This window comes from Sulfitobacter sp. UBA1132 (assembly GCF_002311545.1).
GTDB lineage: Bacteria > Pseudomonadota > Alphaproteobacteria > Rhodobacterales > Rhodobacteraceae > Sulfitobacter > Sulfitobacter pontiacus.
The window spans coordinates 441232-455801 of record NZ_DCAN01000011.1 but is presented as its reverse complement, the minus strand read 5'-3'; the positions used below and the strand labels follow the sequence as shown (position 1 = coordinate 455801).

Sequence of the window (14570 nt, the reverse complement as noted above, 5' to 3'; positions counted from 1 at the left end):
AATCAATCAGGCGTGGCGCGCGTTCGGCAAGAACGCGCGCCACGCGAAAAACATCTGCTTTTTCCCTGCGTAAACTGTTGCAATGAATTTCAAGCCTGACTACAAATTCTCCACGTAATTAAATTACGAAATTAACAAGGCAAACGAAACAACATTGCCTTAAGGGGAGAGATTTATGTCACGTGTTGCACTTGTAACAGGGGGAAGCCGCGGGATCGGGGCGGCTATTTCCACAGCTTTGAAAGACGCAGGATACACCGTCGCGGCAACATATGCCGGGAACGACGAGGCAGCTGCGCAGTTTACAGAAACCACGGGCATCAAAACCTACAAGTGGAACGTCGCCGACTATGACGATTCCAAAGCCGGGATTGCCAAAGTCGAAGAAGATTTAGGCCCGATCGACGTGGTCGTAGCGAACGCAGGTATCACCCGTGACGCACCTTTCCACAAGATGACGCCCGACCAGTGGAACGAAGTGGTTGGCACCAATTTGACGGGTGTTTTCAATACGATCCACCCGGTTTGGCCTGGCATGCGCGAACGCAAGTTCGGTCGGATCGTCGTCATCAGTTCGATCAACGGGCAGAAAGGTCAGTTCGCCCAGGTGAACTATGCCGCGACCAAAGCAGGCGATCTGGGCATTGTGAAGTCACTCGCGCAGGAAGGCGCGCGTGCCAATATTACCGCGAATGCGATCTGCCCCGGCTATATCGCGACGGATATGGTGATGGCGGTGCCCGAGAAGGTGCGCGACTCTATCGTGGCGCAAATCCCGACCGGCCGCTTGGGCGAACCCGAAGAAATCGCCCGCGCGGTTGTATTCCTAGTCAGTGATGACGCGGGCTTTATCAACGGGTCCACGATCACCGCGAATGGTGCACAGCATCTGGTCTAAACGGCCTACCTGAACGCAAAAGGCCAGCGCATTTCGCGCTGGCCTTTTTGTCGGCGGCCCACCAATGGGCACGCCAACGGAATTGAAATCTATCAGGCGGAAAGCCGGGTAATTTCCTCTTTCAAGCGCAGCTTTTCCTTTTTCATATTCGCAACCTTTAGCCCGTCCATACTCGGCGATCGTTGGGCCTGTTCTACAGCGTCACTCATTGCCAAATGCTTCCGTTTCAGAGCATCCAGATGTGCGTCAAAAGCCATGTAACTCTCCTTAGGTTATGTTGCGTAGAATGATTGAAGCACGAAATATTCCACCTGTCACGCGGCAGCGCAGCAAAACTATCGACAAGTTGAGATATCGGCGAGAGGCTGCTTAGAATGGTAGCGCTGCGCCCTCGCGCAGGACCGCTCGTATTTCGGGCACATAGCTGTCGCCGTCGCTCAAATGTTGTGCGCCTTCGTGCATGACAAGGGGCGCGTTCAAGCGAAACGCCCCCCGCCCGCTTTTGCGCGCACGCAGGATGACCAGTTCAGCCATGCGACCGATGCGCGGTGCGATCGGCAGCACCTCTATGCTGCCCATATCATGGGGTAGCGCGCGGATCAGATCGGGCAGGCGTTCCGCCCGATGGATAAAATGCGCCTGCCCTTTCGGGGCAAGGCGTTTGGCCGCGATCTTGACCCAGGTTTCCAAGGGGGTCGCTTCACCCAAGGCGGTTTCACGACCGCTGTTCGTCGCCGCGACAGAGGCGTGGCGATCAAAATACGGCGGGTTGGCAAGAACGTGGTCAAATTGTCGCTGCCGCAGGGCCAGCGGCATGGCATCAATGTCGGCCTCAACCACTTCAAATGTTGGATTATTGCGCCGTGCAAGCGCGGCATAGGCAGGCTGAATCTCGACCCCTGTCAGCTGCAAGCCCGGCACCCGCGCGCCCAGACAAAGCGACGCCGCCCCGACCCCGCAGCCCAGCTCTAGCACGCGCTGACCTGCCTGCGCCGGCACCGTTGCAGCCAATAAAACAGGGTCAACGCCCGCACGGTAGCCTTTACGCGGCTGCCACAAATGCAGCTTGCCGCCCAGAAACGCATCCCGCGTGAGCGCGTCGGGGTCATAGACGTCCACAGCGGTTATTTGGGCAACCCGGTGGGGATGTCGTTGTCGCGCAGGACCCGCGTTGCGGCGGTGTAATCGTCGTCGTGCACCATCAAGCGGCGGGGGAAAATGCCGATCCCGCCTTCAAGCACGCTCATGTTTACGTCCAGCGGAAAGCAGTCTATATCCTCGCCCTGAAGAAGGGCGCTGGCAAAGGCGATTATTGTCGGATCGGTTGTGCGCAAAAGTTCCTTCATAACAGAGATGTAAGGGCAATCGACGTTGATTGTCGAGCCTTCCAATTAAGGTCGTGTAAATGACGAGCGAAAACACCCAGAAACCACATGACCGGATGGCGGCCTATCTTAACGCGGATATGACCGCGGTGAACGATCTGATCCGCGACCGCATGGCGTCAGAACATGCGCCGCGCATCCCCGAGGTCACGGCCCATCTGGTAGAGGCAGGCGGCAAGCGGTTGCGCCCGATGCTGACCCTCGCTGCGGCGCGACTGTGTGGCTATGACGGCCCCTACCACGTGCACCTTGCCGCCACGGTCGAATTCATTCACACCGCGACCCTGCTGCACGACGATGTGGTCGATGAAAGCGCGCAGCGTCGCGGGCGGCCGACGGCCAACTTGCTGTGGGATAACAAATCTTCGGTGCTGGTGGGCGATTACCTTTTCGCGCGCAGCTTCCAGTTGATGACCGAGACGAATAACATGCGCGTGCTGGCGATCCTTGCCAATGCCTCCGCCACGATTGCAGAGGGCGAGGTGCTGCAACTGACCGCCGCGCAGAATCTGGCCACGGATGAAGGCATCTACCTACAGGTCGTGCGCGGGAAGACGGCGGCGTTGTTTTCGGCGGCGACACAGGTGGGCGGGGTGATTGCCACGGCCCCTGACGCACAGGTTCAGGCCCTGTTTGACTATGGTGATGCCTTGGGGATCGCGTTCCAGATTGTCGACGATCTGCTGGACTATCAAGGCGATCCGAATGCCACCGGCAAGAACATCGGTGATGACTTCCGCGAGCGTAAGCTGACCCTGCCCGTGATCAAGGCGATCGCCAAAGGCGACGCGGCGGAGCGTGCCTTTTGGACCCGCACCATCGAGAAGGGCAAGCAGGAGGACGGCGATCTTGAACATGCACTATCGCTGCTGAATGCACATGGCACTCTGGATGAAACCAAGGCAGAGGCGCTGGCATGGGCGGAACAGGCCAAGACTGCGCTGAACACCCTGCCGGATCATGATCTGACGCAGATGCTGCGCGATCTGGCCGACTACGTCGTTGCGCGTATTAGCTAATCGCCCCCCCATTGGGGCGCGTCGAAGCTACCCCAGCATCGGTGCGGCGGTGACCCACCAACCGGGCTGTGCCGCGGAAATACGCGTGACGGCGCGCTGCGCCAGTGCCTCCGTCTCGTAAAGGCCAAAGCAGGTCGCACCAGAACCCGACATACGCGCCAGCAGCGCGTCCTGTAGGCTGCCCAGACACTCTGCCACCTCTGGCACCACCTGGATCGCCGGTGCCTCCAGATCGTTGCGCTGTGTGGCCAGCCAGGCGGCGAAGGCAGGCGCGCTGGTGAATGCGGGCAGCTCTTTGGGCATGGGCGCGTTGGCGCGGGACTCGAGCCGCGAGAAGACCTCGGGCGTGGCGGCGGATTTATTCGGGTTGATCAGCACCAGCCAGCAGGGCGGCAGCTTGGGCGCGGGCGTCAAACTCTCGCCGATCCCCTCCATCCGCTGGGGGGTGTCATGCAGGCAAACCGGAACATCGGCACCCAGTCGCGCCACATCCTCGGGCACCGGCAGCCCCCAATGCGCCGAGAGCAAGCGCAGCGCCGTGGCCGCATCCGCTGATCCTCCGCCGATCCCTGCCGCGGCGGGAAGGTTTTTCGTCAGATGCAACCGTGCCCCCCTGCCCGCGCCCGCGTCCAGCAGCCTTGCCGCACGCACCACGAGGTTGCGATCATCATGGGGGGCGGCACCGCCATAGGGACCATCGATAAACAGCTCAAGCTGGTCAGAGGGAGATACCGCGATCCGGTCGCCCACGCCGGCGCGCACCACAAGACTATCCAGCAGATGGTAGCCATCGCCGCGCTGCCCAGTGACATGCAGGGTCAGGTTCACCTTGGCCCAGGCGAAACCCGCGTTGGCAACCCCGAGGGCAGCGGCTTGGGTCGTCATTTCTCGGCTGAGGCTTTGCTGAGCGGCTCGGCCCCTTCTTCGGCCAATACCGCGTCCAGCCCCACCTCGAGTTTGCGGCGCATGCGGACGGGATCGGCCTCGCTGTCTTTGTCTTCGGGATCAACAAACGATAGCGCCCGACGCCATTGGAATTCAGCCTCGCGTTGACGGCCAACGGACCAGTAAACGTCGCCCAAATGGTCGTTGACCACCGGATCAACGGCAACCAGTTCAACGGCCCTTTCCATCTGGTCGACGGCCTCTTCGTAGCGGCCCAAACGGTACAAGACCCAGCCCAGTGAATCGACGATATAGCCTGAGTCAGGGCTCGCCGCGACGGCGCGTTCGATCATGTTCAACGCTTCGTCCAGGTTCCGCCCCTGTTCGACCAGTGAATAGCCGAGGTAGTTCAGCACCTGAGGCTGATCGGGGTTGATCTCGAGAGCGACGCGGAAATCCCGTTCGGATGCCTCGCCATTGCCAGAGCGTTCTTCGGCAATGCCGCGGGCGTAATACAGCACCCAGCGTTGCGGATTGCTGTCGGGTGTAAGCTCTATCGCGCGGTCATAGGATTTGATTGCGGCCTTGAAGTTGTCCTGCGCCCGCAACGCATCGCCCAAGGCGGAGTGGACCGACGGCAAGGTGCCGTGGCTGCGGGTCAGCTGTTGCAGAACCTCGATCGCCTGTTCCGGTTTGTTCGACCGTCGCAGCGCCGCCGCACGCCCGAGCTCGGCTGCGTGATAGGCGGGGTTGTCGGCGGGTACGTCCTGCAGCTCCTCGATCGCAAGCTCGTACTGGCCGATGTTTTCCAGCAGATCCGCGGTCAGTAGCAGATCGTCGATATGATCGGGTCGCAGGTAACGCGCGATGCGCGAATAAAGCAGCACATAGTAGTCACCGGCACTTTCATTGCGCAGCACGGCGGCGAAGGTAAAGAAGACTTCGGCAATGCCTGCCTTGGCATCGGGGATCTGGGTAAAGGTGACCTGCCCCTCCCCCTGCAAGGCGGCGACCAACCCGTCAAGCTCGGGGTCGCTGCTGGCCCCGAAACTATCGGTCAGCAGCGCAAGCGCCTGTTCATTTCGCCCGAGCTGGCCAAGGATTTCCGCCCGCGCGATCACACCGCGCCGTGTCTGCCCTGCCGATCCCGCTTGGTTCGAAGCAAAGATCGCCTCCGCCCCTTCGTAGTCGCCGACCGACGCCAGTGCCAAAGCCTTGTGATACAGCACGAACCCCTGCATGCCGGCTTCTTTGCTCAGATCGTCGAACTGGGTGATGGCAGCGGTCATGTCACCCACGCCCACATGCGCCCAAGCCTTGACCAAACCGTCCACCCAAGGGCCGATCCCGCCCTCGTCTGCGGATTGTTCGATCAGACCCGCATAGTTTTCTTCCTGCGCCATGCCAGCGGTTGTCACCAGATAGGCGATCTGCCCGGGCTGGTCCGACGCGGCCATGATGCGCGCCAAAGGCAGGGCGCGGTCGATATCCCCCAGCGAGAGCAGCGCCAGAACCGTGCTTTCAAGGAATTCGGGGTTCTTAGGATCAAGCGCCAGCGCTTCGCCATAATACTTGGCAGATTCCGCAAAATCGCTGCGCACCGCAGCATGCCGACCGGCAAGATAGGCCCCCGCCGCCGATTGCGCCTGTACGGGCATTGCAACGGCTCCGGTCAGCGCCAAAACGCTTGCGGTCAACAGAAGGTTACGGATCATACTGGCACGCCTCATTTGTATTTGCGCGCAAGGCTAACAGGTTCACGACCAAGCGCAATGCCGCCTATCCAAAGGGACATCCCGCTTATCCTCTATCGGCGGAACCTTGCATGAAAAAAGGCGCGCCGCAGCACGCCTTTGATCGATTTCATCCAGTAAGTGATGCGTACACGTTAGGCCCGCAAGCGACGCTTACATGTTAGGCCCGTAAGCGACGCTTACATATTAGGATAGTTCGGGCCATCCCCACCCTGCGGCGTGGTCCAGACGATATTCTGCGTCGGGTCCTTGATGTCGCAGGTCTTGCAGTGCACGCAGTTCTGGAAGTTGATGACAAAGCGCGGGTCCTTGCCGTCTTCCTCGACGAATTCATACACGCCCGCAGGGCAATACCGCGCCGAGGGGCCAGCGTATTCCGGCAGGTTGATGTTCACCGGCACCGACGGATCCTTCAGCGTCAAATGCGCGGGCTGGCTTTCGTCGTGGTTGGTGAAGGAAAACGCCACGTTGGTCAGACGGTCAAAGCTGAGCTTGCCATCGGGCTTGGGGTAGTCGATCTTCTTGTGTTTGTCGGCCTTTTCGGTCGCTTCAGCATCGGATTTACCATGCCCCAGCGTCCCCAGCAGCGAGAAGCCGAAGGTATTGGTCCACATGTCGAACCCACCCACGGCAAGCGAGGTCACAAGGCCGTACTTGCTCCACAACGGTTTGACGTTGCGCACTTTTTTTAGATCTTTCCCGATCTCGCCGCTGCGGACATCTTCCTCGTAGGCGGTCAGCTCGTCACCGGCGCGGCCCGCCTGGATCGCGTCATAGGCCGCTTCGGCGGCAGCTTTGCCCGACAGCATCGCGTTGTGGTTGCCCTTGATGCGCGGCACGTTGACCATGCCCACCGAACAGCCCAGCAACGCCACACCGGGTGCGACCATCTTGGGCATCGACTGATAGCCGCCTTCGGTGATGGCGCGCGCGCCATACGCCACGCGCTTGCCGCCTTTAAGCAGCTCAGCAACCATCGGGTGGTGCTTGAAGCGCTGGAATTCCATGTAGGGGAAGACATGCGGGTTTTTGTAGCCAAGGTGGACAACGAAACCGACGTACACCTGGTTGTTTTCGATGTGATAGATGAACGACCCGCCGCCCGCGTTGCTGTTCAAAGGCCAGCCCATCGTGTGGGTCACGGTGCCTTCTTTGTGCTTGGCGGGGTCGATCTCCCAGATCTCTTTCATGCCAAGGCCGTATTTCTGCGGCTCTTTTCCGGCGTCCAGATCGTATTTCGCAATCACCTGCTTGGACAGGCTGCCGCGCACGCCTTCGGACAGGAAGACGTATTTGCCGTGCAGTTCCATGCCGGGCTCATAGCCGTCGCCCTTGGTGCCATCGGCGCTGATGCCGAATTCACCGGCCACAACGCCTTTGATCTCGCCATTGTCGCCATAGACCAGCTCTGAGCACGCCATACCGGGGAAAATCTCTACCCCCAGCTCTTCGGCCTGTTCTGCCATCCAGCGGCAGACATTGGCCATAGAAACGATGTAGTTCCCGTGGTTGTTCATCAGCGGTGGCATGGGGAAGTTCGGCACCCGGATTTTACCCGCCTCGCCGAGCATGTAAAAGTTGTCTTCCTCGACCTTGGTCTTGATCGGCGCGCCTTTTTCTTTCCAGTCGGGCATCAGGGCGTCCAGACCGATCGGGTCCAGAACCGCACCCGACAGGATATGCGCCCCCACCTCAGAGCCCTTTTCCAGCACGACCACATTGCAGTCGGCGTCGAGTTGTTTCAGACGGATCGCGGCGGACAGACCGGCAGGGCCCGCACCGACGATAACGACGTCATATTCCATTGCTTCGCGTTCAACTTCGGCCATTTGGGGCTCCTCTTCGGGCAGAAAACGGTTTGGATTTCGCTAAACCAGCACGGTCGCTATTGCAATCGCAACACAGCGTAAATTAGCGCACCCACGACAGTTTGCATCTTAAATGTTGCAAGTGCAGCAATATTGTTTCGCATCGCAAAATGCTAGCTGCGCGGATCTCCCATTAGATAGCGCGGCCCCTGCCCTTTCTCCCCCGCGCGGTCTTGAGGGTTATAAAGCGCACAGGCCTGTAGGCTCAGGCAACCGCATCCGATACATCCATCTAGGTCGTCACGCAGGCGGGTCAACGTCGCGATCCGGTCGTCCAGCGTTGTACGAAACGCCTGGCTGATACGCGCCCAGTCCTGTTTGGTGGGGGTGCGCCCATCTGGCAGGCGATCCAGCTCTTGCTTGATCTGCGGCAAGGTAAAGCCGAATTGCTGCGCGATCATCACAAAGCTCAGCCGCCGCAGATCGGCACGCTCGAACCGCCGCTGCCCGCCGCTGTTGCGCCAGGGTTTGATCAACCCTTGCGCCTCGTAATAGCGGATGGCGGACACCGCCAAGCCTGTGCGCCGCGCCAAAGCGCCAATCGACAACCCGTCATTCACCGCCATAGACATTCCCCGAAATAATCCTTGACCTAAAGTTAGGTTTAGAAATTACACACCATAGGGTCAACGTCACAAACAAGGAAGGAAGACCCGACAATGCCAGCACAATTGGAACATGCCAACATCACCGTAACCGACCCGCAAGCCACCGCCGCCTGGATGGCGCAGATCTTTGGCTGGCGTATCCGCTGGCAAGGCGATGCGATCGCGGGCGGACATACTATTCACATCGGAACCGACAGCTCATACGTGGCGCTCTACACACCGAAAAAGTCGCCGACCACGGGCACCAGCAGCTATGACACCACCGGCGCGCTGAACCATATCGGGGTGACCGTCGATGATCTAGACGCCGCCGAAACCTTGGTCAAAGCGCAGGGGTTCACGCCGGTGAACCACGCCAATTACGAACCCGGGCGGCGCTTCTATTTTCGCGATCACGACGGTGTCGAATACGAGCTGGTCCAATACGATGACTAAGCGCGGATTGCCGCGGACGGGCTGACTCTGCTCTTGCAATCGCGGGGCAGTTTGGGTCAGGTAAAGATCAATTCAAATCGGTTGCACCCTCGGACGACAGTTCGGGGGCTGTGACCCTCATTGCGTGGACGCCCCCTGATGGAAAAAATCCCCATGACCCGCGCCGGTCACACGGCTTTGGAAACCGAACTCAAGCATTTGAAGTCGGTTGAACGCCCTGCCATCATCAAAGCCATCGCCGAAGCCCGCGAACACGGTGACCTGTCCGAGAACGCCGAATACCATTCCGCCAAGGAAAAGCAGTCCTTCATCGAAGGCCGCATCAAAGAGCTCGAAGGCGTGATCTCCCTTGCGGATGTGATTGACCCGGCCAAGATGTCCGGCGCGATCAAGTTCGGCGCGACCGTGACCCTCGTGGACGAAGACACCGACGAAGAGAAGACCTACCAGATTGTTGGTGAATACGAGGCCAATATCGAAAAAGGTCTGCTGAACATCAAATCCCCTATCGCCCGCGCCCTGATCGGCAAGGAAGAAGGCGACAGCGTCGAGGTGCGGACACCCGGGGGGGACAAATCCTATGAGGTTCTCAAAATCGTCTACGCATAAGCCGGGGACAAAGAGATGACCGACAAACCGCAGCTGACACCGAACGCGCCGCGCCAATCCGCGCGGTCGACCCCCTTTGGCGTCTATTCGCGCCCGAACGACGGCGGGATCTCGAACATCGAACTCATCGCCGCAGCGCTAAGCGCTGTGTGGTTGCTGGGGTCCGCGATCTTTTTCTTGATGCTGCCGTCGGATCAGCAACCCGATACGGGCGGTGCCGGCTTGCGGTTCCTGATGACGATGCTGGCGATCTTCATGCCCGTTGGCATGATCTGGGTCGCCGCCACAGCGGCCCGCGCCAGCCGTGTCATGCGCGAGGAAAGCAAACGCTTGCAGGCCGCGATCGACGCGATCCGGCAGGCGTATATCGCGCAACAGCAAGGGCAGAACCTTGGCGCAGACGCGACCGTCGCGCGCAAGCTGGATGAAATCGCCGCCGCCGCCCGCAAGACCGAAAGCACGCTGGCCACCTTCCAAAGCCGCCGCGACGCCAGCACCCGCCTTGCACCTCTCAAGCCTGCGGTGGTCGATGACCAGCCTGCGCTGGCGCTTGGCACTTCGGCCGCGGATATGACCCCACCGCTGTCACATGAAGATTTTATTCGCGCGCTGAATTTCCCCGAAACGGCAGAGGATACCGAAGGCTTTTCGGCGCTGCGCAAGGCGTTGAAAGACCGCAATGCGTCCCAGCTGGTGCAGGCGTCGCAGGACGTGCTGACGCTGCTTAGTCAGGACGGTATCTATATGGATGACCTGCGCCCCGACCGTGCACGCCCCGAAATCTGGCGCCAATTCGCCCAAGGGGCCCGAGGCCGTCCGATCGCAGCTTTGGGCGGCATCCGCGACCGGTCCTCGCTGGCGCTGACCAGTGCCCGCATGAAGCAGGACCCGATCTTCCGCGATGCCGCGCATCACTTCCTGCGCCGTTTCGACCGCGCCTTCGCCGCCTTTGAAGCCGAGGCCTCTGACGCCGACATCTCGGCACTGACCGACACGCGCACCGTGCGGGCCTTCATGTTGCTGGGCCGCGTGGCAGGGACGTTCGACTAGCGGTCAGGTGATCCCGAAAGACCCATAGGGAATATAGCGCACCAGATCGCCCGGCTGGATGTCGGCCGCGGCGTCCGGGAGTTCGACCAATCCTTCGGCCCAAGCCAGCCCGCTGATCCGCCCCGACCCCTCCGATGCAAAGACCTGCACCCGCCCGTCGCGCATCCGCGCGCGCAGATACTCGCGCCGCCCCGGTTTCTTGCGTTTACTGAAATCTGCGGGCACGTCGAACCCCTGCGGTACAGGCCAGTCCTGCCCCGCCAGCCGCGCCAACGCAGGGCGCGCGAAAATCAGGGTGCAGACCATAGCCGCCACGGGGTTGCCCGGCAGACCAAAAACCGGCGCGCCTTGCCACATGCCAAGCGCTAAGGGCCGCCCCGGTTTGACCGCAATGCGCCACAGGTCAAGCGCCCCCGCCTCGGACAAAAGGGCCGACACGTGGTCTTCATCCCCCGCCGACGCGCCACCGCTGGTCAGGATCGCGTCAACACGTCCCTGCGTCTCATCCAGCCGCCTGCGCAAAGCTGCGCGATCGTCACCCACATGTCCCAGATCCACGCCCTGATGTCCGAACTGCGATACCAACCCCAGCAACATCGGGCGGTTCGCATCGAATATCTGCCCGTCGGCCGCGGTTTGACCGGCTTCGACGATCTCGTCCCCTGTCGATAGCACGCCAACGCGCAACGGCCGATGGGTCGACACAGACGCCGTCCCCGTGGCCGCGAGCAAGGCGATATCCGCCGCTGTGATCCGCCGTCCTGCGCGCAGTGTCACGGCACCCGCTGTCACGTCCTCCCCCGCTTTGCGGGTATTGGCACCCTGTTTCACCGGACCGTTAAACCGCAGGGTGCGCCCGTCGCTGGTCACGTCTTCTTGTAGTACCACGGTATCGACGCCTTCGGGCAGCGCGGCCCCTGTCAGCACGCGGATCGCCTGCCCTTCGGCAAGCGCCCCCGGCGCGTCGCCTGCCGCCGCGCGCCCCTCGGCCAGCGGCATCGCATGGGCCCCGGCCGCGCGCCCGCCCGCAAAGCCATAGCCATCAACAGCCGTATTGGGCAGCGGCGGATTGGCGCGGCGTGCCAGCGCGTCCGCCGCGGCGATGCGCCCCAAGGTGGCAGCCAAGGGCACGTCTTCGACAGGGGTCACCGGATGCAGCCGTGCCCGCAACTGCGCCAGCGCCTCGTCCACCGGCGTCCAATGCACGCCCGGCGGCAGGGCAAAACAATCGTTGCGCAGGGGTGGCGGGGCCTTGAGCAGATGTTCGAACCCCAGACCGAAAATCCAACCCTCCTCCGCTGCCTCAACATCCAGCATCTGCGCCAGATCGGCGGCGGGGACGGCGGCCAGCTGCCGTGCAAGCTCCTGCACCTGCCACGCATCCTTGACCCTGTTGTCAGGGGCGGGCCCCACGGTGAGCGACGGCCAGATCTCGGCAAAGACCACCTGCGCATCCGGCCTTTCAAACGGCCAGACCGCGACATGATCGGCAAAACGAGCACGCAGGCGTGACAGCACAGGCAGCCCCATGACCACCTGCGACCCGACAGCCCCTGCCCCGGCCATTTGCCAGCAGGTGAAACTGCCCTTGGCACGCTGTTCCCCCGCGCGCTTGTCGGGAAACGGGTTGGCGTAGCCCGCCTTGGTGCGCGGAAGCCCTGCGATATCGCGGTTGGGCAGCCCGTTGGCCCAGAAAGGGCCGCTGCCATCGCCCAGACCCAGATTGATCTCGGCCACCAGATCGAAACGGTTGTTACGGTCTGGCGCGTCTTCGACCCGCGCCTCGAACCACTCCCACAGGACGAAGGGATCGTCGCTACCCGTCAGGGCCTCGGCAAAACCGCTGGGGTAGGCAAAGGGGAAATCGAAGCCGATGAACAGGCGGCGATCCTGCGCCAGCTCTGCTTCGATCAACGCGGCGATCCACGCCTCTGCCTCGGACCGGTTGCGCAGATAGACAGGCGGGTCCGAGATGCCCCCGCGCGACACCCCCGCCCAAATCGCATCTTTGCGCGGGGTTGGTCCGGTGTCATTACCGCCGGACCAATCGACCACAACAAGCGTGTCGAAAGGGCTCACAACCCCACCTCGGCCAGAATGAAATCGGCGATGGTGCTGGTGTCATTCAGATCGAATACGGGGCGATCCAACGTCATGGGGGTGTCGCTGGCAATCGCCTTGATCGTCGGATCCTCCGGCGCGATCAGCGCGTTGCCGGTTTCGGCCCGATGCGCTTCGACCTTGGCGTGACCGTCGCGTTTGTAGCCTTCGACCAGCACCAGATCGACGGGCGCAAGCTTGGCCAGCAGCGCGTCGAGCGTCGGTTCATCCTCGCCCTGCAGCTCATGCATCAGGGCAAAGCGGTTGCGCGAGGCCAACAGCACCTCGCGCGCGCCAGCGACGCGGTGGCGGTGGCTGTCCTTGCCCGGATGATCCACATCAAAACTGTGGTGCGCATGTTTCACGGTAGACACTGAAAACCCGCGGCCCGTGATTTCGGTCACAAGGCGTTCCATCAGCCCCGTTTTGCCTGCGTTTTTCCAGCCGACAACGCCGTAAACTCTCATAGCATCTCCTGTGCGCGGGCCAGATCTTCGGGGGTGTTGATGTTAAAGAACGCGTCCTCATGGGGGAACATCGCTTCGCGACCCTCATGCGTTTGGGTCCACATCACGACCTTGCGCAGCCCCTCCTGCAAGGCGGCGCGCAGATCGTCGCGTAAGGCCACAGGCCAGAGGCCAAAGGTCGGATGCCGCGCGGTGCCGCGTTTGGCATCCGGCGTGGCGGCCAGCACCAGCGGATGGGTCATCCCCTCGCTTGCCAGCAACAGCTGCGGCACCAGATCACCGGGGAAGAACGGCGTGTCTGCCGCCGCCGTGACGATGGTATCCGCGCCTTGATCAGCGGCCCAATCCAGCCCGGCCAGCACGCCCGCAAGGGGACCGGCGAACCCGTCGATACTATCGGGCAACACCGGCAGCTTCAGCCCCGCAAACCGCGCGGCATCACCATTGGCATTCAACGCGACGCGATCCACCTGCGGGGTCAGCCGTTCAATCACATGACCCAGCACGCTTTGAACGCCAAGCTGCAACAGCCCCTTGTCGCCGCCGCCCATCCGCGTCGCCTGCCCACCGGCAAGGATCACCCCAAGTGGCTGTTTCATGCGCTGCCCTTTCGCCCAGATCGTTTCGGTTCATCCGCGATTCCGTCGGGGTCCGCGTCACGGATCAACCGGTCCTCGCCCGCCAGACAGATAAAGCGTTTGCCCTTCATCCGGCCGATCAGCGTCAGCCCGACCTGCTGCGCGATCTCTACCCCCCAGGCGGTAAAGCCGGAGCGCGACACCAGCGCGGGGATGCCCATCATCGCGGTCTTGATCACCATCTCGGAGGTTAGCCGCCCCGTGGTATAGAGGATCTTATCCTCGGCCGAGACTTTTTCAGAGAGCATCCAGCCCGCGATCTTGTCGACCGCGTTGTGGCGGCCCACGTCCTCCATATAGACCAGCGGGCGATTGCCCTGACACAGCACCGTGCCGTGAATCGCCCCGGCCTCCAGGTACAGGCTCGGCGTGCGGTTGATCTGCGCGCTAAGGTCATACAGCCACGAGGTCCGCAGCGGGGTCGTGGGCAGAGACACATCCTCTAGCCCCTCCATCATGTCGCCAAAGACGGTGCCCACGGCACAGCCGGAGGTACGGGTCTTTTTGCGCATCTTATCTTCGTAATCGGTTTTGCGGGCGGTGCGGACGACGACGACCTCAAGCTCTTCGTCATAGTCTACACTAGTGATATCCTCACCGTCGCGCAGCATGCCCTGATTGCGCAAGAACCCAAGCGCGAGGTATTCGGGGTAATCGCCGATCGTCATCGCGGTGACGATTTCCTGCGCATTCAGATATATCGTCAGCGGGCGTTCCTCGACCACATTGATCGTTGTTTCAGCCCCTGTTTGGTCGCGCCCGGTCACGGCACGGGTCAGCCGCGCCAAACCCGGTTGCGGTGCGATCAAATAAGCATCGGTGTCTGTCTTGACGGACAATTGCATCCCCCCAAA

At 61.5% G+C, this 14570-nt stretch carries 16 protein-coding genes; 5 read left to right on the top strand and 11 right to left on the bottom strand.

Going from position 1 to position 14570, the window contains the following annotated elements:
• Positions 1 to 175 precede the first annotated feature (175 nt).
• Complete coding sequence (phbB, locus tag B4F27_RS09860; protein WP_005849603.1) at positions 176 to 898, top strand: acetoacetyl-CoA reductase; 723 nt, start codon at positions 176 to 178, stop codon at positions 896 to 898.
• A gap of 92 nt (positions 899 to 990) precedes the next feature.
• Here the strand turns inward: phbB and B4F27_RS09855 are convergent, their stop codons facing one another.
• The 3 genes from B4F27_RS09855 to B4F27_RS09845 all read right to left on the bottom strand — a co-directional run bounded on the left by B4F27_RS09855 (position 991) and on the right by B4F27_RS09845 (position 2244).
• Positions 991 to 1155 (bottom strand): YdcH family protein, encoded by a 165-nt coding sequence (locus tag B4F27_RS09855; RefSeq protein ID WP_005849604.1) that lies wholly within the window; start codon positions 1153 to 1155, stop codon positions 991 to 993.
• A gap of 112 nt (positions 1156 to 1267) precedes the next feature.
• A complete protein-coding gene (locus B4F27_RS09850) occupies positions 1268 to 2017 on the bottom strand; it encodes a tRNA1(Val) (adenine(37)-N6)-methyltransferase (protein ID WP_286759564.1) in 750 nt (249 codons plus the stop codon).
• Between the two features lie 5 nt (positions 2018 to 2022).
• The gene (locus tag B4F27_RS09845) at positions 2023 to 2244 is read right to left on the bottom strand and encodes a DUF2007 domain-containing protein (RefSeq protein ID WP_074634802.1); all 222 of its coding nucleotides are present in this window, start codon (positions 2242 to 2244) and stop codon (positions 2023 to 2025) included.
• A gap of 59 nt (positions 2245 to 2303) precedes the next feature.
• Here B4F27_RS09845 and B4F27_RS09840 point away from each other — a divergent pair, with 59 nt between their 5' ends.
• Positions 2304 to 3302, top strand: a complete 999-nt coding sequence (locus tag B4F27_RS09840) for a polyprenyl synthetase family protein (RefSeq protein ID WP_286759563.1) — start codon at positions 2304 to 2306, stop codon at positions 3300 to 3302.
• 27 nt (positions 3303 to 3329) lie between these two features.
• Here the strand turns inward: B4F27_RS09840 and B4F27_RS09835 are convergent, their stop codons facing one another.
• From B4F27_RS09835 to soxR, 4 genes are all read right to left on the bottom strand, one after another.
• Complete coding sequence (locus B4F27_RS09835; RefSeq protein WP_286759562.1) at positions 3330 to 4187, bottom strand: 4-(cytidine 5'-diphospho)-2-C-methyl-D-erythritol kinase; 858 nt, start codon at positions 4185 to 4187, stop codon at positions 3330 to 3332.
• A complete protein-coding gene (locus B4F27_RS09830; RefSeq protein ID WP_286759561.1) occupies positions 4184 to 5902 on the bottom strand; it encodes a tetratricopeptide repeat protein in 1719 nt (572 codons plus the stop codon). The genes B4F27_RS09835 and B4F27_RS09830 overlap by 4 nt, the downstream gene beginning before the upstream one ends.
• Before the next feature lie 218 nt (positions 5903 to 6120).
• Positions 6121 to 7770 carry an electron transfer flavoprotein-ubiquinone oxidoreductase gene (locus B4F27_RS09825; RefSeq protein WP_005849615.1) on the bottom strand — a complete coding sequence of 550 codons (1650 nt, stop codon included), beginning with the start codon at positions 7768 to 7770 and terminating at the stop codon, positions 6121 to 6123.
• A 152-nt stretch (positions 7771 to 7922) separates the two neighbouring features.
• A complete protein-coding gene (gene soxR, locus B4F27_RS09820; protein WP_237279978.1) occupies positions 7923 to 8375 on the bottom strand; it encodes a redox-sensitive transcriptional activator SoxR in 453 nt (150 codons plus the stop codon).
• Positions 8376 to 8468: 93 nt separating this feature from the next.
• On the opposite strand from soxR, the gene B4F27_RS09815 reads away from it, so the two are divergent.
• The 3 genes from B4F27_RS09815 (at position 8469) to B4F27_RS09805 (ending at position 10511) form a co-directional block, all read left to right on the top strand.
• Positions 8469 to 8852, top strand: a complete 384-nt coding sequence (locus B4F27_RS09815) for a VOC family protein (RefSeq protein WP_286759560.1) — start codon at positions 8469 to 8471, stop codon at positions 8850 to 8852.
• 138 nt (positions 8853 to 8990) lie between these two features.
• The gene (gene greA / locus B4F27_RS09810) at positions 8991 to 9461 is read left to right on the top strand and encodes a transcription elongation factor GreA (protein ID WP_005849618.1); all 471 of its coding nucleotides are present in this window, start codon (positions 8991 to 8993) and stop codon (positions 9459 to 9461) included.
• 15 nt (positions 9462 to 9476) lie between these two features.
• Positions 9477 to 10511 (top strand): hypothetical protein, encoded by a 1035-nt coding sequence (locus tag B4F27_RS09805; protein ID WP_005849620.1) that lies wholly within the window; start codon positions 9477 to 9479, stop codon positions 10509 to 10511.
• Between the two features lie 3 nt (positions 10512 to 10514).
• Here B4F27_RS09805 and glp read toward each other — a convergent pair whose 3' ends face one another.
• From glp to B4F27_RS09785, 4 genes are read right to left on the bottom strand one after another with little or no spacing between them, the layout of a single operon-like run.
• Positions 10515 to 12590 carry a gephyrin-like molybdotransferase Glp gene (gene glp, locus B4F27_RS09800; RefSeq protein WP_286759559.1) on the bottom strand — a complete coding sequence of 692 codons (2076 nt, stop codon included), beginning with the start codon at positions 12588 to 12590 and terminating at the stop codon, positions 10515 to 10517.
• Complete coding sequence (mobB, locus tag B4F27_RS09795; RefSeq protein ID WP_005849624.1) at positions 12587 to 13078, bottom strand: molybdopterin-guanine dinucleotide biosynthesis protein B; 492 nt, start codon at positions 13076 to 13078, stop codon at positions 12587 to 12589. The genes glp and mobB overlap by 4 nt, the downstream gene beginning before the upstream one ends.
• Positions 13075 to 13677, bottom strand: coding sequence for a molybdenum cofactor guanylyltransferase MobA (gene mobA, locus B4F27_RS09790; RefSeq protein WP_286759558.1), 603 nt, complete (start codon positions 13675 to 13677; stop codon positions 13075 to 13077). Before mobA ends, mobB begins: the two co-directional genes overlap by 4 nt.
• Positions 13674 to 14561, bottom strand: coding sequence for a formate dehydrogenase accessory sulfurtransferase FdhD (locus tag B4F27_RS09785; protein WP_286759557.1), 888 nt, complete (start codon positions 14559 to 14561; stop codon positions 13674 to 13676). The genes mobA and B4F27_RS09785 overlap by 4 nt, the downstream gene beginning before the upstream one ends.
• Positions 14562 to 14570: the final 9 nt, after the last annotated feature.